General features: G+C 62.0%; 27 protein-coding genes and 1 pseudogene. 11 read left to right on the top strand and 17 right to left on the bottom strand.

Annotation, left to right across the window (positions count from 1 at the left end; all coding sequences use genetic code 11):
* Positions 1 to 2 precede the first annotated feature (2 nt).
* The 9 genes from hisD to KI242_RS04900 all read right to left on the bottom strand — a co-directional run bounded on the left by hisD (position 3) and on the right by KI242_RS04900 (position 6,938).
* Positions 3 to 1,331 (bottom strand): histidinol dehydrogenase, encoded by a 1,329-nt coding sequence (gene hisD / locus KI242_RS04940; RefSeq protein ID WP_015634167.1) that lies wholly within the window; start codon positions 1,329 to 1,331, stop codon positions 3 to 5.
* 154 nt (positions 1,332 to 1,485) lie between these two features.
* Positions 1,486 to 2,121, bottom strand: a complete 636-nt coding sequence (gene hisG, locus KI242_RS04935) for an ATP phosphoribosyltransferase (protein ID WP_011059282.1) — start codon at positions 2,119 to 2,121, stop codon at positions 1,486 to 1,488.
* Positions 2,122 to 2,250: 129 nt separating this feature from the next.
* Complete coding sequence (gene murA / locus KI242_RS04930; protein ID WP_011059281.1) at positions 2,251 to 3,516, bottom strand: UDP-N-acetylglucosamine 1-carboxyvinyltransferase; 1,266 nt, start codon at positions 3,514 to 3,516, stop codon at positions 2,251 to 2,253.
* 22 nt (positions 3,517 to 3,538) lie between these two features.
* Entirely contained in the window at positions 3,539 to 3,778 is a 240-nt protein-coding gene (locus tag KI242_RS04925; protein ID WP_011059280.1) for a BolA family protein, read from the bottom strand.
* 116 nt (positions 3,779 to 3,894) lie between these two features.
* Positions 3,895 to 4,203: an STAS domain-containing protein gene (locus KI242_RS04920; RefSeq protein WP_011059279.1), complete on the bottom strand. Its 309-nt coding sequence runs from the start codon at positions 4,201 to 4,203 to the stop codon at positions 3,895 to 3,897.
* Positions 4,200 to 4,853 (bottom strand): ABC transporter substrate-binding protein, encoded by a 654-nt coding sequence (locus tag KI242_RS04915; protein ID WP_015634165.1) that lies wholly within the window; start codon positions 4,851 to 4,853, stop codon positions 4,200 to 4,202. Before KI242_RS04915 ends, KI242_RS04920 begins: the two co-directional genes overlap by 4 nt.
* Before the next feature lie 11 nt (positions 4,854 to 4,864).
* Positions 4,865 to 5,332, bottom strand: a complete 468-nt coding sequence (gene mlaD, locus KI242_RS04910) for an outer membrane lipid asymmetry maintenance protein MlaD (protein ID WP_011059277.1) — start codon at positions 5,330 to 5,332, stop codon at positions 4,865 to 4,867.
* Positions 5,332 to 6,129, bottom strand: coding sequence for a lipid asymmetry maintenance ABC transporter permease subunit MlaE (mlaE, locus tag KI242_RS04905; RefSeq protein WP_011059276.1), 798 nt, complete (start codon positions 6,127 to 6,129; stop codon positions 5,332 to 5,334). Before mlaE ends, mlaD begins: the two co-directional genes overlap by 1 nt.
* A complete protein-coding gene (locus KI242_RS04900; protein ID WP_011059275.1) occupies positions 6,129 to 6,938 on the bottom strand; it encodes an ATP-binding cassette domain-containing protein in 810 nt (269 codons plus the stop codon). Before KI242_RS04900 ends, mlaE begins: the two co-directional genes overlap by 1 nt.
* A gap of 264 nt (positions 6,939 to 7,202) precedes the next feature.
* Here KI242_RS04900 and KI242_RS04895 point away from each other — a divergent pair, with 264 nt between their 5' ends.
* The 10 genes from KI242_RS04895 to KI242_RS04850 all read left to right on the top strand — a co-directional run bounded on the left by KI242_RS04895 (position 7,203) and on the right by KI242_RS04850 (position 14,273).
* Positions 7,203 to 8,177: a KpsF/GutQ family sugar-phosphate isomerase gene (locus KI242_RS04895; protein WP_011059274.1), complete on the top strand. Its 975-nt coding sequence runs from the start codon at positions 7,203 to 7,205 to the stop codon at positions 8,175 to 8,177.
* Complete coding sequence (locus KI242_RS04890) at positions 8,177 to 8,701, top strand: HAD family hydrolase (protein ID WP_011059273.1); 525 nt, start codon at positions 8,177 to 8,179, stop codon at positions 8,699 to 8,701. The genes KI242_RS04895 and KI242_RS04890 overlap by 1 nt, the downstream gene beginning before the upstream one ends.
* 9 nt (positions 8,702 to 8,710) lie before the next feature.
* Positions 8,711 to 9,283: an LPS export ABC transporter periplasmic protein LptC gene (gene lptC, locus KI242_RS04885; RefSeq protein ID WP_011059272.1), complete on the top strand. Its 573-nt coding sequence runs from the start codon at positions 8,711 to 8,713 to the stop codon at positions 9,281 to 9,283.
* Positions 9,270 to 9,815, top strand: a complete 546-nt coding sequence (gene lptA, locus KI242_RS04880) for a lipopolysaccharide transport periplasmic protein LptA (protein WP_011059271.1) — start codon at positions 9,270 to 9,272, stop codon at positions 9,813 to 9,815. Before lptC ends, lptA begins: the two co-directional genes overlap by 14 nt.
* Complete coding sequence (lptB, locus tag KI242_RS04875) at positions 9,815 to 10,540, top strand: LPS export ABC transporter ATP-binding protein (RefSeq protein ID WP_011059270.1); 726 nt, start codon at positions 9,815 to 9,817, stop codon at positions 10,538 to 10,540. Before lptA ends, lptB begins: the two co-directional genes overlap by 1 nt.
* A gap of 182 nt (positions 10,541 to 10,722) precedes the next feature.
* Positions 10,723 to 12,216 carry an RNA polymerase factor sigma-54 gene (locus KI242_RS04870; RefSeq protein ID WP_194237200.1) on the top strand — a complete coding sequence of 498 codons (1,494 nt, stop codon included), beginning with the start codon at positions 10,723 to 10,725 and terminating at the stop codon, positions 12,214 to 12,216.
* Positions 12,217 to 12,341: 125 nt separating this feature from the next.
* On the top strand, positions 12,342 to 12,647 hold the full coding sequence (raiA, locus tag KI242_RS04865; protein ID WP_011059268.1) for a ribosome-associated translation inhibitor RaiA: 306 nt from the start codon (positions 12,342 to 12,344) through the stop codon (positions 12,645 to 12,647).
* Between the two features lie 12 nt (positions 12,648 to 12,659).
* Positions 12,660 to 13,124, top strand: a complete 465-nt coding sequence (gene ptsN, locus KI242_RS04860) for a PTS IIA-like nitrogen regulatory protein PtsN (RefSeq protein WP_011059267.1) — start codon at positions 12,660 to 12,662, stop codon at positions 13,122 to 13,124.
* A gap of 2 nt (positions 13,125 to 13,126) precedes the next feature.
* Positions 13,127 to 13,984 carry an RNase adapter RapZ gene (gene rapZ, locus KI242_RS04855; RefSeq protein ID WP_011059266.1) on the top strand — a complete coding sequence of 286 codons (858 nt, stop codon included), beginning with the start codon at positions 13,127 to 13,129 and terminating at the stop codon, positions 13,982 to 13,984.
* A 16-nt stretch (positions 13,985 to 14,000) separates the two neighbouring features.
* A complete protein-coding gene (locus KI242_RS04850) occupies positions 14,001 to 14,273 on the top strand; it encodes an HPr family phosphocarrier protein (RefSeq protein WP_011059265.1) in 273 nt (90 codons plus the stop codon).
* Positions 14,274 to 14,302: 29 nt separating this feature from the next.
* On the opposite strand, the pseudogene KI242_RS04845 reads toward KI242_RS04850, so the two are convergent.
* The 6 genes and pseudogenes from KI242_RS04845 to pmbA form a co-directional block, all read right to left on the bottom strand.
* A pseudogene (locus KI242_RS04845) lies at positions 14,303 to 15,195 on the bottom strand (ZIP family metal transporter).
* 34 nt (positions 15,196 to 15,229) lie between these two features.
* Entirely contained in the window at positions 15,230 to 15,841 is a 612-nt protein-coding gene (locus tag KI242_RS04840) for a superoxide dismutase (protein WP_019095665.1), read from the bottom strand.
* Between the two features lies 1 nt (position 15,842).
* Complete coding sequence (locus KI242_RS04835) at positions 15,843 to 16,292, bottom strand: hypothetical protein (RefSeq protein WP_011059262.1); 450 nt, start codon at positions 16,290 to 16,292, stop codon at positions 15,843 to 15,845.
* Positions 16,293 to 16,320: 28 nt separating this feature from the next.
* On the bottom strand, positions 16,321 to 17,697 hold the full coding sequence (locus KI242_RS04830) for a class II fumarate hydratase (protein WP_011059261.1): 1,377 nt from the start codon (positions 17,695 to 17,697) through the stop codon (positions 16,321 to 16,323).
* Entirely contained in the window at positions 17,690 to 18,085 is a 396-nt protein-coding gene (locus tag KI242_RS04825; RefSeq protein ID WP_011059260.1) for a hypothetical protein, read from the bottom strand. Before KI242_RS04825 ends, KI242_RS04830 begins: the two co-directional genes overlap by 8 nt.
* A 238-nt stretch (positions 18,086 to 18,323) precedes the next feature.
* A complete protein-coding gene (pmbA, locus tag KI242_RS04820) occupies positions 18,324 to 19,670 on the bottom strand; it encodes a metalloprotease PmbA (protein ID WP_011059259.1) in 1,347 nt (448 codons plus the stop codon).
* A 108-nt stretch (positions 19,671 to 19,778) separates the two neighbouring features.
* On the opposite strand from pmbA, the gene yjgA reads away from it, so the two are divergent.
* Entirely contained in the window at positions 19,779 to 20,300 is a 522-nt protein-coding gene (gene yjgA / locus KI242_RS04815) for a ribosome biogenesis factor YjgA (protein ID WP_011059258.1), read from the top strand.
* A 49-nt stretch (positions 20,301 to 20,349) separates the two neighbouring features.
* Here the strand turns inward: yjgA and tldD are convergent, their stop codons facing one another.
* Both tldD and KI242_RS04805 read right to left on the bottom strand, forming a co-directional pair.
* Positions 20,350 to 21,792, bottom strand: a complete 1,443-nt coding sequence (tldD, locus tag KI242_RS04810; RefSeq protein ID WP_011059257.1) for a metalloprotease TldD — start codon at positions 21,790 to 21,792, stop codon at positions 20,350 to 20,352.
* A 26-nt stretch (positions 21,793 to 21,818) separates the two neighbouring features.
* Entirely contained in the window at positions 21,819 to 22,658 is an 840-nt protein-coding gene (locus KI242_RS04805) for a carbon-nitrogen hydrolase family protein (RefSeq protein WP_041115973.1), read from the bottom strand.
* Positions 22,659 to 22,694 lie beyond the last annotated feature (36 nt).

The following is a 22,694-nucleotide window of genomic DNA, read 5'->3' as shown; positions in this document are numbered from 1 at the left end:
GTTCATTGCCCCTGATCTTGGTCGTCGACGATGCGGTATTCGGCGCTGCGGGCGTGGGCGGTCAGCGACTCGCCACGGGCCAGCACCGAGGCGGTGCGGCCCAGTTCAGAGGCGCCCTGCTCGGAGCAGAAGATGATCGACGAACGTTTCTGGAAGTCATACACCCCCAGCGGCGACGAGAAACGCGCGGTGCCGGAAGTCGGCAGCACGTGGTTCGGCCCGGCGCAGTAATCCCCCAGCGCTTCGCTGGTGTGGCGGCCCATGAAGATCGCCCCGGCGTGGCGGATCTGCGGCAGCCAGGCTTGCGGGTCGGCCACGGACAGCTCCAGGTGCTCGGGGGCAATGCGGTTGGCCACTTCAATGGCTTGCTGCATGTCGCGGACCTTGATCAGGGCTCCACGGCCATTGATCGAGGTGTTGATGATTTGTGCGCGCTCCATGGTTGGCAGCAGCTTGGCGATGCTCGCCGCGACTTTATCCAGGAACTCGGCATCCGGGCTGACCAGGATCGCCTGGGCGTCTTCGTCGTGCTCGGCCTGGGAGAACAGGTCCATGGCGATCCAGTCCGGGTCGGTCTGGCCGTCGCAGACCACCAGGATTTCCGACGGGCCGGCGATCATGTCGATGCCGACCTGGCCGAACACATGGCGCTTGGCGGTGGCCACATAGATGTTGCCCGGGCCGACAACCTTGTCCACCTGGGGCACGCTTTCGGTGCCGTAGGCCAGCGCGGCCACGGCCTGGGCGCCGCCGATGGTGAACACCCGATCGACCCCGGCGATGCAGGCGGCAGCCAGCACCAGTTCGTTGACCTCGCCACGCGGGGTCGGCACCACCATCACCACCTCGGTAACGCCCGCCACCTTGGCCGGAATCGCGTTCATCAGCACCGACGACGGGTAGGACGCCTTGCCCCCCGGTACGTACAGCCCGGCGCGGTCCAGCGGCGTGACCTTCTGGCCCAGCACCGTGCCGTCGGCCTCGGTGTAGGTCCAGGAGTCCTGTTTCTGCTTCTCGTGGTAGCTGCGCACCCGCGCCGCGGCCTTTTCCAGGGCTTCGCGCTGGGCCACGGTGATCCGGGTCAGGGCCAGCTCCAGGCGCTCGCGCGGCAGGATCAGGTCTGCCATGGAGGCCACTTGCAAGCCGTCAAAACGCTGGGTGAACTCCACCAGCGCCGCATCGCCGCGCTCGCGCACGGCCTTGATGATGTCCAGCACCCGCTGATTGACCGAATCGTCAGAGACACTTTCCCAGCTCAGCAGATGATCCAGATGACGGGCGAAATCCGGGTCGGCAGCGTTGAGTCGGCGAATTGCAGTCGGAGCGGTCATAGCGAAGGCCTCAATGATTGGCGAATGCACAAAAGGGCAAGCTTGGATTTGCAAAGCTCAGGCGCCGCAAGACTACCAAGCCATCCGCGTGGGCACCTGAGCATTCTGGCTATGACGCGGATAGATGGGCGCGGCTCAAGGCCACGCATGTGAATCAGCCGCGGTGTCGCGATTCCACTGCCTTGCGCAGGGTATCGATCAACGCCTGGATACGGGCGTGCTGCATCTTCATCGATGCCTTGTTGACCACCAGGCGGGAGCTGATGGTAGCAATCAGTTCCTGGGGTTCCAGGCCGTTGGCCCGCAGGGTATTGCCAGTGTCGACCACGTCGATGATCTTGTCGGCCAGGCCGATCAGCGGCGCCAGCTCCATGGAACCGTAGAGCTTGATGATGTCCACCTGACGACCCTGCTCGGCGTAGTAGCGCTTGGCTACGTTGACGAACTTGGTGGCCACGCGCAGGCGGCCCTTGGGTTCTGCGGCGCCAATGGCACCGGCAGTCATCAGCTTGCACTGGGCAATCTGCAGGTCCAGTGGCTCATACAGGCCTTGGCCGGTGTATTCCATCAGGACGTCCTTGCCGGCCACCCCGAGGTCGGCAGCGCCATGCTCGACATAGGTCGGCACGTCAGTGGCACGCACGATCAACAGGCGGACATCGTCCTGGGTCGTGGGGATGATCAGTTTGCGGCTCTTGTCCGGATTCTCGGTTGGCACGATGCCCGCTTCAGCCAGAAGCGGCAGCGTGTCGTCGAGGATACGGCCCTTGGACAGTGCGATGGTCAACATGAGTAACGTAAGTCCTTATGCGGCGACTGATGCCCGGACGCAAACGGCGCCAGACATGCGTCGAGCCTGAAGACAGGCTCGACGTGGAACAGATTCGGCAGTGGGCACCTCCCTGTGCCCGTCATGCAACTAGCCCGGTACGCGACGGATCTTGGCGCCGAGCATCTGCAGCTTCTCTTCGATGCACTCGTAACCACGGTCGATGTGGTAGATGCGATCGATCAGGGTGTCGCCTTCGGCCATCAGGGCCGAGATCACCAGGCTGGCCGAAGCCCGCAGGTCGGTAGCCATGACAGGCGCGCCCTTGAGGATTTCGGTACCGGTAACGATGGCGGTGTTGCCTTCGACCTGGATCTTGGCGCCCATGCGGTGCAGCTCATAGACGTGCATGAAGCGGTTTTCGAAGATGGTCTCGATCACCGCGCCAGTGCCTTCGGCAATCGCGTTCAGGGAAATGAACTGCGCCTGCATGTCGGTGGGGAACGCCGGGTACGGAGCGGTACGCACGTTGACCGCCTTGGGGCGCTTACCGTGCATGTTGAGCTCGATCCAGTCGCTGCCGGTGGTGACTTCAGCGCCGGCTTCCTTGAGCTTTTCCAGAACGGCTTCAAGGATGGTGGGATCGGTGTCCTTGACCTTGACGCGGCCGCCGGTGACCGCAGCGGCCACCAGGTAGGTGCCGGTTTCGATACGGTCAGGCATGACCTTGTAGATCGCCGAATGCAGACGCTCGACGCCATCGATGGTGATGGTGTCGGTGCCGGCGCCGGAAATCTTCGCGCCCATGGCGATCAGGAAGTTCGCCAGGTCCACGACTTCTGGTTCACGAGCGGCGTTCTGCAGCACGCTGCGGCCACGGGCCAGGGCTGCAGCCATCATGATGTTCTCGGTACCGGTCACGCTCACGGTATCGAAGAAGAAATTCGCGCCGCGCAGGCCACCCTCAGGCGCCTTGGCCTTGATGTAGCCGCCTTCGACGTCGATCACCGCGCCCATGGCTTCCAGGCCGCGGATGTGCAGGTCCACCGGACGCGAGCCGATGGCGCAACCGCCAGGCAGGGCCACTTCGGCTTCGCCGAAACGGGCAACCATCGGGCCCAGTACCAAGATCGAGGCGCGCATGGTTTTCACCAGCTCGTAGGGTGCCACCAGGGTCTTGATGGTACGCGGGTCGATTTCGACGCTGAGCTTCTCGTCGATCACCGGCTCGATGCCCATGCGACCGAACAGCTCGATCATGGTGGTGATGTCGTGCAGGTGCGGCAGGTTGGCCACGGTGACCGGGCCATCGCACAGCAGGGTTGCCGCCAGAATCGGCAGCGCGGAGTTCTTGGCCCCGGAAATGCGGATCTCGCCATCAAGGCGAACGCCGCCGGTAATAATCAATTTATCCATAACAGTCTCGACGCCCTTGGGCTCAGGTGCGCTCGGCCCAGGCCGCGCGGCTGAAAAATTTCATGGTGATCGCGTGGATGCTGCCATCGGCAATCCATGGATTCAAATGGGCATAGATGCTCTGCTGACGCTTCACCGGGCTCAAGGCCGACAGTTCGTCGCTAATCACGTTCAGCTGAAAGTTGCAGCCTTCGCCCTCAACTTCTACCTGAGCTCCGGGCAGCTTTCCCTCAAGAAAGCTCTTCACTTCGTTGGCCTGCATGCTCAACCTCAATCGGCGCCCTGTGCGCGCGGGTCGGACATCATACAAAAAAGCCCCGCGCCTGCGAACCCCGCATAGCAGGACTCTGACGGGGGGCTTCTATATAGAGATGTGGGTTATTGGGGATGGGCGAAGATTTCGGTGACTCCGGAGACCTCGGCGATCTCGCGCATGTCCTCGGGCAGCGCACGAACGCTCACCGCCTTGCCCAGTGCCTGGCCATCACGCATGAAGGCCAGTAGCAGCGCGAGGCCGACGCTGGAGGACTTCTCCACCGCCGAGCAATCGAGCACCAGCGCCGGTGCCTGGCTCGACTTGATCAGTGCCTGGCCCTGCTTGCGCAGGCCCGGGCCGCTGCGGTAATCCAGCACGCCGCTGATCAACAGTTCCCCGGCGTCACCGAGGCGCACGGCCGATTCACTCATTGCGCAGCCTTTTGTGCAGCGTCTTCGGTCACTTCCTTGGCCTTGGCCACCTCACCGGCCCAGCCGTCGATGGTCTTGTCCAGGTTGTTGCCATTGCGCTGCATCGCGTCGGCGAACTGATCACGGAACAGCTTGCCGATATTGATGCCGTTGATGATCACGTTACGCACTTTCCACTCACCGTTGATCTTTTCCAGGGTGTAGGACACTGGGTAGATCGCGCCGTTGTTGCCCTTGACCTGCATATCGACGCTGGTGCGGGTGCCGCTTTCATCCTTGGCCGGAGAAACCGTGATGCCCTGGTTGTTGTACTCCAGCAAGGCATTGCCATAGAACTGCATCAGGCTGCGCTTGAAATTTTCCTGGAAGCGCACCATCTGCTCCGGCGTGGCCTTGCGCGAATACTTGACGGTCATGATGCTGCGGGAAATGCCGTCAGCATCCACCACAGGACCGACGATGCTGTTCAAGGCATTGTAGAAGTCGTTCGGGCTTTGCTTGTACTTCTCTTTATTGGCCGCCAGGTCAGCGAGCAGACGGGTGGTCGTGTCCTGCACCAGATCATGCGCGGAAGGCGTGCTTGCCGCGTTGGCCAGCAACGGCAGAGCCGCCAGCAGCACCAACAGGCCACGTCGCAAGATAGATATCATCGAAAAACTCCTCATTTGGCGTCTTTGCTAACGGTATTGAGCAGGAATTTACCGATCAGGTCCTCCAGCACCAGCGACGACTGGGTGTCGTGAATGGTTCCACCATCCTTGAGCAAGGCTTCTTCCCCGCCCACGCTGATACCGATGTATTTTTCACCCAACAGGCCAGCAGTCAGGATAGATGCAGTGGAGTCAGTCGGCAGATTATCCACGCGCTTTTCCAATTGCATCGTTACCCGGCCAGTGAAGCTGTCACGGTCCAGATCGATCGCCGTGACCTTGCCGATGGTCACGCCGGCCATGGTCACTTTGGCTCTGACCGTCAAACCGGCGATATTGTCGAAGTAGGCGTAAAGTTTATAAGTATCGGTGCTCGCGGTTGGAGACAAGCCACTGACTCGCAGGGCAAGCAACAGCAAAGCCAGGATGCCGGCCAGCAGGAAAAGGCCGACACCGATTTCCAGGGTGCGGTTTTGCATCAGAAATCTCCAAACATCAAGGCGGTCAGAATAAAGTCCAAGCCGAGTACGGCCAACGAGGCATACACCACGGTCTTGGTAGTGGCACGGCTGATCCCCTCTGAAGTGGGCTCACAGTCATAGCCTTGGAAAACGGCGATCCAGGTCACTACAAACGCAAAAACAATACTTTTGATCACACCGTTGAGCACGTCACCACTGAAGGTCACGCTGTTCTGCATGTTCGCCCAGTAGGAGCCGTCGTAGACTCCCAGCCAGTCGACAGCGACCCACGAACCGCCCCAGATGCCCACCACGCTGAAAATCATCGCCAGCAACGGCAGGGAAATGAAGCCGGCCCACAGGCGCGGCGCAATGATGTACTTGAGCGGGTCGACACCGATCATCTCCAGGCTGGAGAGCTGCTCGGTGGACTTCATGTTGCCGATTTCCGCGGTCAGCGCCGAACCGGCACGCCCGGCGAACAGCAGCGCAGTCACTACCGGCCCCAGCTCCCGCAACAGGGTCAGGGCCACCATCTGCCCCACCGCCTGCTCCGAACCGTAGCTGGAAAGGATATTGAAGCCCTGCAGCGCCAGCACCATGCCGATGAAGATCCCGGACACGACAATGATCACTAGGGACATCACGCCCACTGAGTGCAGTTGCTTGACCAGCAGGCCAAAGCTGCCGCCTATGCCACCGCGGCCCAGCAGCGCATGGAACAGGAACAGCGTGGAACGCCCCAGTACCGCCAGGACATCGATGCCTGAGCGACCGAAGAGGCGAACCCTCTCGATTAGCGATATTTTGCGCATCAGCGCTTCCCCAGAAGATCTGCGCGGTAGTCCGTCGCTGGAAAGTGGAACGGCACCGGGCCGTCGGGATCGCCCTTCATGAACTGACGGATACGCGGATTATCGGAGTCCATCAGCTCTTCGGGAGTTCCCTGGCCCAACACCTGGCCATCGCCCACTACATATAGGTAGTCGGCAATGCTCGCGGTTTCCGCCAGGTCGTGGGAAACCAGGATGCTGGTGATACCCAGGGCATCGTTGAGCAGCCGGATCAGGCGCACCAGAACGCCCATGGCAATGGGGTCCTGGCCCACGAAAGGCTCGTCGTACATGAGGATCTGCGGATCCAGGGCAATCGCCCGGGCCAGGGCGACCCGGCGCTTCATGCCGCCGGACAGCTCGTCGGGCATCAGGTCGACCGCGCCGCGCAAGCCCACCGCCTGTAACTTGAGCAGGACGATGTCACGAATCATTTCGTCCGGCAGTTGGGTGTGCACCCGCAGCGGAAAGGCCACGTTCTCGAACACGTCCAGGTCGGTGAACAGTGCGCCGCTCTGGAACAGCACGCCCATCTGCTTACGCGCGTCGAACAGATCGCTGCGCGATAGGCTCGGCAGATTCTGGCCATTGACCCACACTTCGCCGCTGCTGGGCCGCAACTGCATGCCCATCAAGCGCAACAGGGTGGTCTTCCCACAGCCGGAAGGCCCCATGATGCCGGTGACCTTGCCCCGCGGAATACGGATATCCACGTTATTGAAAATGCTGCGCGTACCGCGCTTGAAGGACAGTCCCTTCAGCTCGACCGCGTAGGCGTTATCGGCACTCATCTAAACTCCTTGCGATGCAGCCTATCACTCGGACGCTTGGCTCCCTGCCGGGAGTACATGCCCCTGGGCAGGCCGAACTGGCGGCGAACTATATCACTGCTGATACGGAGCCCCCAAGGCCGACGCCACCCCCGTTCAGGTCGACGACAGGCAAAAACCAGACTTTCCTCACGCCCGGCAGACAAAGCCTGACGAACTTGCGTGAGGGATTTGTTCATTACCGCTATAATCGCCGCCTTTTCATCGGGCTATACGATTTCAGACATGAGCCAATCCAGCGACCTGATTCAATCAGCACAACGCACCATCCGCCTCGAACTACAGGCAGTAGAAGGCTTGCTGCCCCATATCGACGCAGATTTCGTACGCGCTTGCGAGATGATTCTGGCCAGCAAAGGCCGCGTAGTGGTGGTCGGCATGGGCAAGTCCGGGCACGTCGGCAACAAGATTGCCGCTACCCTGGCCAGCACCGGGACCACGGCCTTCTTCGTCCATCCTGCCGAAGCCAGCCATGGCGACATGGGCATGATCACCCGCGATGACGTAATCCTGGCCCTCTCCAACTCCGGCTCCACCAACGAAATCGTCACCCTGCTGCCCCTGATCAAGCGTCTGGGCATCCAGTTGATCAGCCTCACCGGCAACCCCGAGTCGCCGCTGGCCAAGGCGGCTGATGTCAACCTCAACGTCCACGTCGAGCACGAAGCCTGCCCGCTGAACCTGGCACCGACCTCCTCGACCACCGCCGCCCTGGTCATGGGCGACGCCCTGGCCGTGGCGCTGCTGGAAGCCCGGGGCTTCACTGCCGAGGACTTTGCCTTCTCCCACCCGGGTGGTGCCCTGGGCCGTCGCCTGCTGCTCAAGGTGGAGAACGTCATGCACGAAGGCAGCGATCTGCCCCAGGTGCAACGCGGCACCCTGCTCAAGGACGCGCTCATGGAAATGACCCGCAAGGGCCTGGGCATGACCGTGATCCTGGAGGCCGACGGCCGCCTGGCCGGGATCTTCACCGACGGCGACCTGCGTCGCACCCTGGATCGGGCCATCGATATACACCATGCCACCATCGATTCGGTGATGACCCCTCATGGCAAGACCGCACGTGCCGACATGCTGGCCGCCGAAGCCCTGAAAATCATGGAAGACCACAAGATCAGCGCCCTGGTGGTGGTGGACAAGGAAGACCGGCCAATCGGCGCCTTGAACATGCACGATCTGCTGCGCGCGGGAGTGATGTGATGAGTGCCGACCTGCTGCAACGCGGTAAAAACATCAAGCTGGCGGTATTCGATGTCGACGGCGTGCTGACTGACGGGCGCCTGTACTTCCTCGAAGACGGCAGCGAGTTCAAGACCTTCAACACCCTGGACGGCCAGGGCATCAAGATGCTCATGGCAGCCGGCGTACAGACGGCGATCATCAGCGGGCGCAAGACCCCGGTGGTAGAGCGCCGGGCCAAGAACCTGGGGATTCCCCACCTGTACCAGGGCCGCGAAGACAAGCTGGTGGTATTGGACGAGCTTCTTGGCCAACTGGGCCTAAGCTATGAACAGGTCGCCTATCTGGGCGACGATTTGCCCGACCTGCCGGTGATCCGCCGCGTGGGGCTGGGCATGGCGGTGGCCAATGCCGCAGCGTTTGTCCGCGAACACGCCCACGGCGTCACGGTGGCCCGCGGCGGCGAAGGTGCCGCCCGCGAGTTCTGCGAACTGATCCTGCGTGCCCAGGACCGCCTTGAAGCAGCCAATGCCGCTTACTTATAGAGCCTTCCCATGCTGAGCAAAAAGATTCGCAACATCCTGATCTTCGGGACCATCGCCCTGCTGTTCGCAGCGGTCGGTTACTGGAACATCAGCCCGGAACGCTTCCTCGACAAGCCGGTGGCCCAGGTCGACGAAAGCGCCATTGACTACTACGTGATCAACGCCCGCAGCGTGCAGTACCTGCCCGACGGCAAACTGCAGTACGAAATGACCTCGGACAAGGTCGAGCACGTCAAGGCCAGCGAAGTGACCCTGCTGACCAAGCCGGACCTGCAGATGTACCGTGGCACCACGTTCCCCTGGCATGTCCAGAGCGAACGCGGCGAGGTCAACCCGGACGGCACCGAGGTCGAGCTGATCGATTCGGTACGGGTTTCCCGCACCGACGAGCACAACCGCAACCTGCTGATCACCACGACCCGCATGACAGTATTCCCGCAGAAGCAATATGCGCAGACCGAGCAAGCCGTTAGAATCGACGGCGCCGGCGGCGTGACTACGGCCAAGGGAATGAAAGCGTATTTGAAAGACGGCAGGATGAACCTGCTATCGAACGTAAGAGGACAGTATGAGGCTCGTTAAAACCCTCCCTATTTTGCTCAGTCTGGGCGCAGCACTGGGAAGCGTGAGCGCCTGGGCTCTGCCGAACGATAGCCAACAGCCGATCCGCATCCAGGCCGACGACGCCCAGCTGGACGACAAGAACGGCGTGGCCACCTACAAGGGCGATGTCATCATCACCCAGGGCTCGATGAAGATCACCGGCAACACCGTGACCATCACCCGGTCCAAGACCGGTGAAATCGACGTGGTGACCTCGGTGGGCAACCTCGCCTACTTCGAGCAACTGCAGAAGCAGACCGACCCGAAACCGGTCCAGGCCTACGCCGTGACCATCCAGTACCATGCCCAGCAGAACCGCATCGTGCTGATCGACAAGGCCAAGGTCATCAACGACGGTAATACCACCGAAGGCGAGAAGATCGTCTACGACACCGTCAAGCAGGTTGCCAACGCCGGTCGCGCCAATGGCAGCTCGGTTACCGCGCCGCGTCCGCGGATCGACATGGTCATCCAGCCGAAAAAGAAAACCGACGAGCAAAAGGCCCAGTAATGGCAACTCTGAAAGCTCAGCATCTGGCCAAGAGCTACAAGAGCCGCCAGGTCGTGCGTGATGTCAGCCTGTCCATCGACAGCGGTCAGATCGTCGGCCTGCTCGGCCCCAACGGCGCCGGCAAGACCACCTGCTTCTACATGATCGTCGGCCTGGTCCAGGCCGATCAGGGCCGCGTCCTGATCGACGACCTGGATGTCAGCCACCAACCGATGCACGGCCGCGCACGCGCCGGTATCGGCTACCTGCCCCAGGAAGCCTCGATCTTTCGCAAGCTGTCGGTGGCCGACAACATCATGGCCATCCTCGAGACCCGCAAGGAGCTCGACAAGGCCGGCCGTCGCCAGGAACTGGAAAGCCTGCTGCAGGAATTCCACATCAACCACATCCGCGACAACCTCGGCATGAGCCTGTCCGGTGGTGAGCGGCGCCGCGTGGAGATCGCCCGGGCCCTGGCCACCGCGCCCAAGTTCATCCTGCTGGACGAACCCTTCGCCGGTGTCGACCCGATCTCGGTGGGCGATATCAAGCAGATCATCCACCACCTCAAGGCCAAGGGCATCGGGGTGCTGATTACCGACCACAACGTCCGGGAAACCCTGGACATCTGCGAGACCGCCTACATCGTCAACGACGGGCAACTGATCGCCGAAGGCGACTCCGAGACCATCCTGGCCAACGAACTGGTCAAGGAAGTCTATCTGGGCCATGAGTTCCGCCTGTAAGGGCTGATGTGTTGGGCTGGACGCCAGGGCGCCGGGAACAATAAAACCCTACAAACTTTATTGTTACAGCGCTCTAGGCAAACACTTCAGTTTCAGGCATATAATTTGCTTATGTTTGGCGCTCCGGCGCCCTGTAGTGGATGGCGCATGTGCGCCGGCAAATAAGGTGTTAAGCCCCTGCCATGAAACCATCGCTAGTCCTTAGAATGGGCCAGCAGCTGACGATGACACCGCAGCTGCAACAGGCCATCCGCCTGCTCCAATTGTCGACCCTGGACCTGCAACAGGAAATCCAGGAAGCCCTGGAGTCCAACCCGATGCTCGAACGCCAGGAAGAAGGCGACGACTTCGACAACAGCGACCCCCTGGCCGACAACACCGAGTCCAAACCCAATACCGAGATCCAGGAGCCCTCCTACCAGGAAACCGCCCCCACGGTGGACAACCTCGAGGACGGTGAGTGGAACGAGCGCATCCCCAACGAACTGCCGGTCGACACCGCCTGGGAAGACGTCTACCAGACCAGCGCCAGCAGCCTGCCCAGCAGCGATGACGACGAGTGGGACTTCACCACCCGCACTTCGGCGGGCGAGAGCCTGCAGAGCCACCTGCTCTGGCAACTGAACCTGGCGCCGATGTCGGACACCGACCGCCTGATTGCCGTGACCCTGATCGACTGCATCAACAATCAGGGCTACCTGGACGAAACCCTCGAGGAGATCCTCGAAGCCTTCGATCCGGAACTGGACATCGAACTGGACGAGATAGAAGCCGTCCTGCACCGCATCCAGCAATTCGAACCTGCGGGCATCGGCGCCCGCAACCTGGGCGAGTGCCTGTTGCTGCAACTGCGCCAGCTGCCGGCGAAAACGCCCTGGCTGGGCGAGGCCCAGCGCCTGGTCAGTGACTACATCGACCTCCTGGGCAACCGCGACTATAGCCAGCTGATGCGGCGCATGAAGCTCAAGGAAGATGAGCTGCGCCAGGTCATCGAGCTGGTGCAGAGCCTCAACCCCCGTCCCGGTTCGCAGATCGAATCCAGCGAAGCCGAATACGTGGTCCCGGACGTCATAGTGCGCAAGGACAACGAACGCTGGCTGGTGGAACTGAACCAGGAATCCGTGCCGCGCCTGCGGGTCAACGCCCAGTACGCCGGTTTTGTACGCCGCGCCGACACCAGCGCCGACAACACCTTCATGCGCAACCAGTTGCAGGAAGCCCGCTGGTTCATCAAGAGCCTGCAAAGCCGCAATGAAACCCTGATGAAGGTCGCCACCCAGATCGTCGAGCACCAGCGCGGCTTTCTCGAATATGGCGATGAAGCGATGAAGCCGCTGGTTCTGCACGATATCGCCGAGGCGGTGGGCATGCACGAATCGACGATTTCCCGGGTGACCACGCAAAAATTCATGCATACCCCACGGGGCATATATGAGCTGAAATACTTTTTCTCCAGCCACGTCAGCACTTCGGAAGGCGGTGAATGCTCGTCCACGGCGATCCGCGCGATCATCAAAAAATTGGTGGCCGCGGAAAATCAGAAAAAGCCGTTGAGTGACAGCAAGATCGCTGGTTTACTGGAGGCACAAGGCATTCAGGTAGCCCGTCGTACCGTCGCCAAGTACCGCGAATCCCTTGGGATCGCGCCTTCCAGCGAACGTAAGCGGTTGATGTAGCCGCAGGGCTGGCCACAGCGTTTCAGAGTGTGTTTGAAAAGGGCCCGGTGTCGTTTTCAAACGTAGTCTAGGTGGCAGGCAACCCAGCCTGCCGCGTTATGCACTGGCAACGAAGGAGAAGCTGTATGCAAGTCAACATCAGTGGACACCAACTCGAAGTGACTGAACCCCTGCGCGTCTACATCGGCGAAAAACTCGACCGGCTGGAGAGGCACTTCGACAAGATTACCAATGTGCAGGTCACCATGGCTGTCGAGAAGCTGAAGCAGAAAATCGAAGCCACCCTGCACATCCACGGTGGGGAGGTCGTTGCCAACGCAGAACATGACGATATGTATGCCGCAATCGACCTGCTCACGGACAAGCTTGACCGCCAACTGAAAAAGCATAAGGAAAAGCAACTCCACCTTCTCCAAGGCACGGGTCGCTAACACTCCCCTCCCATGATCCGACTTGAAAGCATCCTGACCCCCGGCCGTTCCCTGGTGAACGTGCCGGGCGGCAGTAAAAAACGCGCCCTCGAACAAATTGCCAACCTGATCAGCCGTGAAGTGCCTGATCTGGAGATGCAGGATGTCTTCGAGAGCCTGATTGCCCGTGAAAAACTCGGTTCCACCGGTTTTGGCAACGGCATCGCCATTCCCCACTGCCGCCTCAAAGGCTGCGAGTCGCCCATCAGTGCGCTGATGCACCTGGACGCTCCGATCGATTTCGACGCCATCGATGGCGCACCGGTCGACCTGCTGTTCGTCCTGCTGGTTCCGGAAGCCGCGACCGATGCACACCTGGAACTGCTCCGGCAGATCGCCAGCATGCTCGATCGCAAGGAAGTCCGTGACCGGCTGCGCAGCGCCACCAGCAACGAAGCCTTGTATCAGGTCGTTCTGGACGAGCAAAACGGTCAGTAATCATGCGTTTGATCATCGTCAGCGGCCGCTCCGGCTCAGGTAAAAGCACCGCCCTCGATGTTCTCGAGGACCACGGCTACTACTGCATCGACAACCTGCCAGCCGGCTTGCTGCCGGAACTGGCTGAACGTGCGTTGATCCACACCGAACTGGCGCAACCGCTGGTGGCGGTGTCCATCGATGCCCGCAACCTGCCCAGTCATCTGTCGCGATTCCCCGAATTGCTGGAAGAAGTGCGCAGCCGGCATATCCAGTGCGATGTGCTGTACCTGGATGCCGACGAAGAGACCCTGCTCAAGCGCTTCTCCGAGACCCGTCGGCGCCACCCGCTGAGCAGCGCCAACCGCTCCCTGGCCGAAGCCATCCACGATGAAACCCAACTGCTGGGGCCGATCGTCGACCTGGCCGATCTCAAGGTCAACACCACCAACCTGAACCTTTACCAGCTGCGCGACACCATCAAGCTGCGACTGTTGAACCAGCCGGAACCCGGTACCGCGTTCCTGGTGGAGTCCTTCGGCTTCAAGCGCGGCATGCCGGTAGATGCAGACCTGGTGTTCGACGTGCGCTGCCTGCCCAACCCGTATTGGAAGCCCGAGTTGCGCGCCCAATCAGGCCTGGATGCGCCCGTGGCCGAGTATCTGGCGGCGCAACCCGATGTCGAGGAAATGTTCCAGGACATCTCCAGCTACCTGCTCAAATGGCTGCCACGCTTTGCCGCCAGCAACCGCGCCTATGTGACCATCGCCATCGGCTGCACCGGCGGGCACCACCGCTCCGTGTACCTGACCGAGCGCCTGGGCCAGGTCCTGCAAAAATCCCTGAAGAACGTCCAGGTTCGCCACCGCGACCTTAGCTGAAAGGATCTACCCCGCGATGCCAGCTCTGGAAATCGAGATCATCAATAAACTGGGCCTGCATGCCCGTGCCTCGGCCAAGTTCGTCGGCGTGGCCGGGCAGTTTCCCTGCCAGATCCGCGCCGGCAGGACCCCGGATTCCATGGTCGATGGCAAAAGCATCATGGCCATGATGATGCTGGCCGCCGGCAAGGGCACCAGGATCCACCTGAAGACCGAAGGCGAGCAGGAACAGGAAGCGATGGATGCGCTGGTGGCACTGATCAACAACTTCTTCGACGAAGGCGAGTAGGCCCGGGCGGGCCCCTCACCATACGGCTCTCAGGCGAGTGCCGTATCCATGACCATCATCAGGCAGAAACCGATACACAGGCCAAGACTGGCAAGCTTGTCATGACCATTGCGACGCGACTCCGGAATCACTTCATGAGTGACCACCAGCAGCATCGCCCCCGCCGCCAGGGCCAGGCCCAGGGGCAGCAATACCTGCGCCAGGCTCACCAGCCAGGCGCAGAGCAAGGCAAAGACCGGTTCCACCAGACCTGAAGCCGCACCAATCAGGAATGCCTTGACCCGCGACATCCCCGCCCCCGCCAATACCAGGGCAATCACCAGGCCTTCCGGTACATCCTGCAGGGCAATGCCCATGGCCAGGCTGTCCGCATCCGGCATGCCGCCTCCGGCCGACACCCCCACCGCCATCCCTTCAGGAATGTTGTGGGCAATGATGGCGAAGACGAACAGCCAGATACGCGGGGCAATCACCGGGTGCTCTGGCGTGCCCACCAGCACCTCCGGGCTGCCCCCGAGACCTTGAGATCCACCAGGAACAGGCCAAAGGCCCCGAGCATGATGCCGGCGCAGATCAGGCCGCTGGAGCCCCAGGCAGACAAGCCCAGGTCCTGGGCCGCAGCGATGCCGGGGACGATCAGCGAAAATGCCGTGGCCGCCAGCATCACTCCGGCACCAAAGCCCAGCAGGGTGTCGCTCACCGCCACCGGCATCCGCCGGATCACCAGCACCGGGACCGCCCCCAGCGCCGTGCCCAGCGCGCAGATCGAACCGCCCTGCAAGGCGCGCAGCAAGCGCGGCTCCAGGTTCAGCCAGCTCAGCCCTTGAGCCACCAGCAACGCCGTGCCCGCCAACAGCAACAGCGAACCGAAGGCATAACGAAACATTCGCCCGCTGCTGATTGCCAGTGTTTCAGTGCCCATAGTCGGCCTTAGATCTTGTTTTGATGGAAAGGTATCAAGCCATCGCGGCCTGGTAGCGCTGAGCGACTTCCGGCCAGTTGATGACGTTGTAGAAGGCGTTGATGTATTCCGGGCGGCGGTTCTGGTAGCGCAGGTAGTAGGCGTGCTCCCACACATCCAGACCGAGGATCGGCGTATTGCCGTTCATCAGCGGGCTGTCCTGGTTACCGCTGCTTTCCACCACCAGTTTCTTCTCCGGTGTCACGCTGAGCCAGGCCCAGCCACTGCCGAAACGGGTGAGTGCGGCCTTGGTGAAGGCTTCCTTGAAGCTCTCGAAACCACCCAGTTGCTGCTCGATGGCTTGCCCCAGGGCGCCTTGGGGATGACCGCCACCGGTGGGTGTCATCACCGCCCAGAACAGCGAATGGTTGGCATGCCCGCCACCCTGGTTGATCACCGCAGCACGCAGTTTTTCCGGCAGTTGCTGAACGCTGGCTACCAGCTTTTCCACCTCCCACCCTGCCCATTCGGTCCCCTCGACGGCGGCGTTGAGGTTGTTGATGTAGGTCTGGTGATGCTTGGTGTAGTGGATTTCCATGGTTTGCGCATCGATGTGCGGTTCCAGGGCGTCGTAGGCGTAAGGCAGTGCAGGCAAGGTAAAGGACATATCAATGGGCTCCGTAAGAGGGGCTGTCTGGTTGCGGGCTGTCGGCTGACAGGCCCGCGACGTTGCTGTCCAGCAAACGATGAGTGCGCGGGTATTCGCCGTGATCACCGATGAAATTCAGCAGTTCGACGTAGGTCTTGCTGCTTTGGCGCAAGGCCGCTTCCCGCAGGGCTGTGGGCAAGCGGCTGTCCTGCATGGTCTGCAACAACCGCTGATGGATGGCGCAGAGGTATTCCGCGCTCTCCTCCGGCTGATTGAGGCGCAGGTGCAGGTCTGCCAGGTTGTGATGGGAAATCACACAGGCCGCCACCGCTTCGTCGGCATCCGACCAGCGCTCGAACAGCACCTGGGCCAGGGCCAGCGCCTGCAGGTAGAACTCGCGAGCATCCACCAGTTCGCCCTGCATAAAGAGGCGATTGGCCCTTTCGATCGTGCGTTTCCAGTGCTCCATGGTGAGCCTCCAAAGCGGTGTCGGTGGGTTACACGCCGCCGGCAGTGAGCTTTTCCGGGTCCAGCAGGACCTCCAGCTGGCTGCGTGGCAGATCGGTATGTTCAAGGGCCACGTCGATCACCGGGCGCCCCTGCTTGTAGGCGGTCTTGGCGATCTGCGCAGCCTTCTGATAGCCGATGATCGGGTTCAGCGCCGTGACCAGGATCGGGTTGCGCGACAGCGCTTCCTTGAGCTTGGGCTCGTTGACCTTGAAGCTGGCGATGGCCTTGTCTGCCAGCAGGCGGCTGGAGTTGGCCAGCAACTCGATGCTGCTCAGCAGGTTCTGGGCAATGATCGGCAACATCACGTTGAGTTCGAAGTTGCCGGATTGGCCGGCCACGGTAATGGTGCTGTCGTTGCCGATGACCTGGGCGGCGACCATCGCGGTGGCTTCAGGAATCACCGGGTTGACCTTGCCGGGCATGATCGACGAACCGGGCTGCAAACCTTCCAGCTCGATCTCGCCGAGCCCGGCCAGCGGGCCGGAGTTCATCCAGCGCAGGTCGTTGGCGATCTTCATCAACGACACCGCGGTAGCCTTGAGCTGGCCGGATACCGTCACCGCAGTGTCCTGGGAGCCGATCAGGGCGAAGAGGTTCTTGCCCGGGGTGAATTGCACCTGGGTCAGCTTGCTCAACTGCTGGCTGAAACGCGCAGCGAACTCGGGATGCGCATTGATTCCGGTACCCACAGCGGTACCGCCCTGAGCCAGGGATTGCAGGCTCGGCAGCAGATCCTGCAGGTGGCTGATATTGGCCTTGAGTTGCTGCGCCCAGCCCTCCAGCACCTGGCTCATGCGCACCGGCATCGCGTCCATCAGGTGAGTGCGGCCGGTCTTGATGAAGGGGTGCACCTGTACCGCCTTGCGCTCGATGACCTCCACCAGATGCACCAGGGCCGGCAGCAGTTGCTCATGCAGGGTCAGCGCGGCGCTGACATGAATGGTGGTAGGGATGATGTCGTTGCTGCTCTGGCCGCAGTTGACATGGTCATTGGGGTTGACCGGTTCACCCAGCAGGCGGCTGGCCAGGGTTGCCAGTACTTCATTGGCGTTCATGTTGGAACTGGTGCCAGAGCCGGTCTGGAAAATGTCCACCGGGAAGTGCTGCATGAAATCACCTTCCAGCAGACCCTGGGCGGCATCGACGATGGCCTTGCCCTGGGCTTCGCTGATCTGCCCCAGTTCGACGTTGGCCTTGGCCGCAGCCGCCTTGGCCAGGATCAGCGCACGGATGAAGGCTGCCGGCATGCGTTGCCCGCTGATGGGGAAGTTGTCCACCGCACGCTGGGTCTGTGCGCCGTACAGGGCCAGTTCCGGTACCTGCAGTTCGCCCATGCTGTCGCGTTCGATACGGGTATTACTCATCGGGAAATCCTTGCACCAGTTCTATCAGGGGAATGGAAGGCAGCAGCGAGCAGGTCGCCAACTGCCAGGCGTGGCTCTGCCAGCGCTTGAGCCGGCAATTGCACAAAGACAACCGCTCCATGTCGCGCAACGGCCGCCAGGCCTGGTCCAGGCACTGGCTGCGCCAATGCCAGGGCAGCGCTGTATCGGTTGCGGTATCGATCAATAAACGGAAGGAAGTTTCAGCGACGGTCCAGGCCGACATCGCGGTACAGCAGGCCAGGTAGCGGCCTTCGGCGAGGTAATGCTCGATCAGACGGGGTTCGTCCGGTTCCAGTGCGCAACGGATCTGGCGGCTCATCCAGCGCCAGCTTTCGAGGTAAGGCTGCTCGTGCAAGGCAGAACTCATGACCTGGGCTCATCGAATAATGATTTTCATTATTAAATGATATTGAGAATCAAATCAATCTGGCTTGTATGATTTTTGTCCAACTCTTATAGGGCCCGCCTTGCCGGCGAATGAGCCCTTGAGCCTGGTGCCGGATGTCAGGACGCTTTCGCTGGCAAGCCAGCTCCTACAAAAATGGCGGCCATAAAAAACGCGCCACCTCGGGGAGGTGGCGCGTTGGGGGTGAAGCTGGGCGCGGTCAGCTGCCGGCGACGGTCATGCGTTCGATCAGCACCGAGCCGGTGCGGATGTTGCTACGCAGCTCCAGGTCGTTACCCACTGCGAGGATCTGCTTGAACATGTCCCGCAGGTTGCCGGCAATGGTCACTTCCTGCACCGCGAACTGAATCTCGCCGTTCTCGACCCAGAAACCCGCCGCACCGCGGGAGTAGTCCCCGGTGACCATGTTCAGGCCATGGCCCATCAGCTCGGTCACCAGCAGGCCACGGCCCATGCGCCGCAGCAGCGCGGCCTGGTCTTCGTCGCCATGGGTGACGAACAGGTTGTGCACGCCACCGGCGTTGGCAGTGCTCGGCATGCCCAGCTTGCGTCCGGAATAGGTGCCCAGTACATAGGACACCAGCTCACCGTCCTGGATGAACGGCTTGGCGTAGGTGGCCAGGCCATCGCCGTCGAAAGCCGAACTGCCCATGGCGCGCATCAGGTGCGGGCGCTCATCGATGGTCATCCACTGCGGAAACAGTTGCTGACCCAGGGCGCCTTCGAGGAAGGACGACTTGCGGTACAGGTTGCCACCGGAAATCGCCCCGAGAAAACTGCCGAACAGGCCACCGGCCAGTTCTGCGGAAAACAGCACCGGCACCTCACAGGTCGGCACTGGACGGGCACCTAGCCGGCTGGCCGCGCGCTGGGCGGCACGCTGGCCAATGCTCACCGGGTCGGCCAACAACTGGCCCTGGCGATTGACGTCGTACCAGTAGTCGCGCTGCATCTGGCCATCCGCCTCGGCAATCATCACGCAGCTCAGGCTGTGGCGGGTGGACGCATAACCACCAATGAAGCCGTGGCTGTTGCCATACACCCGACAGCCCTGGTGGGTGCTGAGGGTGGTGCCGTCGGCATTCTTGATCCGGCTGTCGGCAGCAAAGGCCGCAGCCTCACAGGTCAGAGCCTGCTCGATGGCTTGTTCGGGAGTGATGTCCCAGGCGTGGAACAGGTCGAAGTCCTGCAGGTCCTTGGCCATCAAGGCCGCGTCGGCAAGGCCCGAGGCTTCGTCTTCGGAGGTGTGCTTGGCAATCGCCAGGGCCGCCGCCACGGTTTCGCGAATGGCCTCGGGGCCGCTGGCAGACGTACTGGCCGAACCCTTGCGCTGGCCCAGGTAGAGGGTGATGCCAAAGCCCTGGTCGCGGTTGAACTCGACGGTTTCCACTTCCCGCTGGCGCACCGAAGTCGACAGCCCCTGCTCCAGGGACACCGCCACTTCACAGGCGCTGGCCCCCTGGCGCTTGGCCTCGGCGATGATCTGCTCGACTTGCTCCTGCAGGGCCGGCAAAGCCTGTGGGCCGACGCTTTGTGCTGCACTCATGCTGTTCTCCACTCAAATTCTGCTTTCGATTAAGGCCGGCGAGCGACCGGGCCGGACAAGCGGCCCTCGACTGGTTATCATGGCGGCGTTTCTTTGCGGACTGCCACCATGGTTGATTCTTACGACGACTCCCTCGATGGGGAGAAAAGCAAATCCCAGGTCAAACGCGAGCTGCATGCTCTGGTTGATCTCGGCGAGCGCCTTACCACTCTCAAGCCCGACTTGCTGAACAAACTGCCCCTGACCGACGCCTTGCGCCGGGCCCTGGCGGATGCCCCCAAGCACGTCGCCCATATCGCCCGAAAGCGCCACCTGCAGTTCATCGGCAAGCTGATGCGGGACCAGGACACCGACGCGATTCTGCAACTGCTTGACCAACTCGATGCCTCCACCCGGCAGTACAATGAACGCTTCCATAACCTGGAGCGTTGGCGCGACCGCCTGATCGGCGGCGGCGATGACGTGCTGGAAAAGTTCGTCGGCGAATACCCGGACGCCGATCGCCAGCAACTGCGCTCCCTGATCCGTCAGGCCCAGCATGAGCTGGCGCATAACAAGGCACCGGCCTCAAGCCGTAAAATCTTCAAGTACATCCGCGAGCTGGACGAGACTCAACGCGGCCTGCGCTGAGCCTTGCCACGGGTGAGCTGCCCTGCAGCTCACCCGACGCCCTCCCTCCTTATGCCCCAGTGCCACCCACGGTGATCGCATCGATCTTCAGGGTCGGCTGGCCGACGCCCACTGGCACCGATTGCCCATCCTTGCCGCAGGTGCCGACGCCACTGTCCAGGGACAGGTCATTACCCACCATCGATACCCGGCTCATGGCTTCCGGACCGTTGCCGATCAAGGTCGCGCCCTTGACCGGGGCGGTGATCTTGCCGTCCTCGATCAGGTAGGCCTCACTGGTGGAGAACACGAACTTGCCGCTGGTGATATCCACCTGGCCGCCACCGAGGTTGGCGCAATAGATGCCCTTCTTCACCGAAGCGATGATTTCCGCCGGATCGCTTTCGCCACCCAGCATGTAGGTGTTGGTCATGCGCGGCATCGGCAGGTGCGCATAAGACTCGCGGCGACCGTTGCCGGTGCGGGCCACGCCCATCAGCCGGGCATTGAGCTTGTCCTGCATGTAGCCCTTGAGCACGCCGTTCTCGATCAGCGTGGTGCATTCGGTGGGGGTGCCTTCGTCGTCCACGCTCAGGGAACCACGGCGCCCGGCCAGGGTGCCGTCGTCGACGATGGTGCAGAGCTTGGAAGCCACCATTTCGCCCATGCGCCCGCTATAGGCCGAACTGCCCTTGCGGTTGAAGTCGCCCTCCAGGCCGTGGCCCACGGCTTCGTGCAGCAGCACTCCGGACCAGCCGGAGCCCAGCACCACCGGCAGGGTTCCGGCCGGCGCCGGAATGGCTTCCAGATTGACCAGCGCCTGGCGCAGGGCTTCACGGGCATAGCCCATGGCCCGATCTTCGCTGAGGAAATAGCGGTAGTCGGTACGCCCGCCGCCGCCATGGCCACCGCGCTCGCGGCGACCGTTCTGCTCGACGATGACGCTGACGTTGAAACGCACCAGCGGCCGCACGTCCGCCGCCAGGCCGCCATCGGTAGAGGCCACCAGGATCCGCTCCCAGACCCCGGCCATGCTCACGCTGACCTGCTGGATGCGCGGATCCAGGGCGCGGGTTGCGGCGTCAACGCGCTTGAGCAGCTCGACCTTCTCGGCCCGGCTGATGACTTCCAGGGGGTTGTCCGGCGCATACAGCTGCGCCACGTCCTGGGTCGAGAACGCCTGCACGGTACCGTTTTGCCCGGCCCGGGAAATCGAGCGCGCCGCCCGGGCGGCGAGGCCCAGGGCCTCCAGGGTGATGGCATTGCTGTAGGCGAAGCCGGTCTTCTCACCGGATTGCGCACGCACCCCAACCCCCTGGTCGAGGTTGAAACTGCCTTCCTTGACGATTCCGTCTTCCAGGGACCAGGACTCGGAAATCTGCCCCTGGAAATACAGATCGGCGGCATCGATGCCCGGGCCGGCCAGATCCCCCAGCACGCCTTGCAAGCTTTCGATGGTCACGCCGCCCGGGGCTAGTAGATGTTCACTGACAGAGGACAACAACCCGCTCATATGTTTTGGCCTTAAATTCGTCGTACTTATGCAAGCCGTTGCACGCCTTGCGAGAAAATGCGCCGGTGACTGAACACCGGCATCCGCGCCCGGATGGACGCCTGTTCGCTGCTGTCGCGCTCGGCCAGCAGCACGCCTTGACCTTGATCCTGTTGCGCCACTATCCGCCCCCAGGGGTCGACGATCGCCGCATGGCCGTAGGTTTCCCGCGGGCCGGGATGCACGCCGCCCTGGGCCGCCGCCAGCACGTAGCACTGGGTCTCGATGGCACGGGCGCGAATCAGCACCTCCCAATGGGCCGCACCGGTGACCGCGGTAAACGCCGAAGGCGCGGTGATCAACTCGGCGCCAGCGGCGCGCAACTCGCTGTACAGCTCGGGAAAGCGCAGGTCATAACAGACTGTAAGGCCGACCCTTCCCACCGGCGTATCCGCCACCACCACCCGGTTTCCATGAGCATAGTCATCGGATTCACGGTAGCGCCCGCGATTGTCCGCCACATCGACATCGAACAGGTGCAGCTTGTCGTAGCGCGCCACGAACTGCCCCTGGTCATCCACCAGCAACGAACAGGCATTGGACTTGGCCTCGGGCTGATCGACGGGGGGCAACGGCAAGGTGCCGGCCACTATCCATAACCTGAGGTCGCGGGCGGCCTGTTTCAACCATGGCAGGATCGGACCTTCGCCCAGCGCTTCGGCGCGACCGATGGCCGCCATGTCGCGGCGCCCCATGGCGGCGAAGTTTTCCGGCAGGACGGCCAGCTTTGCACCGCCGGCAGCAGCCTGTTCGAGCAGGCTCCGAGCCTGCTGCAGATTGGCCAGGACATCGCTCTGGCTGACCATTTGAATCACCGCAAGAGACATGGCGAACTCCTTGTAGGGTAGGCGGCCATGCTACTC

This window comes from Pseudomonas sp. Eqa60, assembly GCF_018326405.1.
Taxonomy (GTDB): Bacteria; Pseudomonadota; Gammaproteobacteria; order Pseudomonadales; family Pseudomonadaceae; genus Aquipseudomonas; species Aquipseudomonas protegens.
The sequence above is the reverse complement of the archived record's forward strand: the minus strand, read 5'-3'. Positions and strand labels throughout refer to the sequence as shown.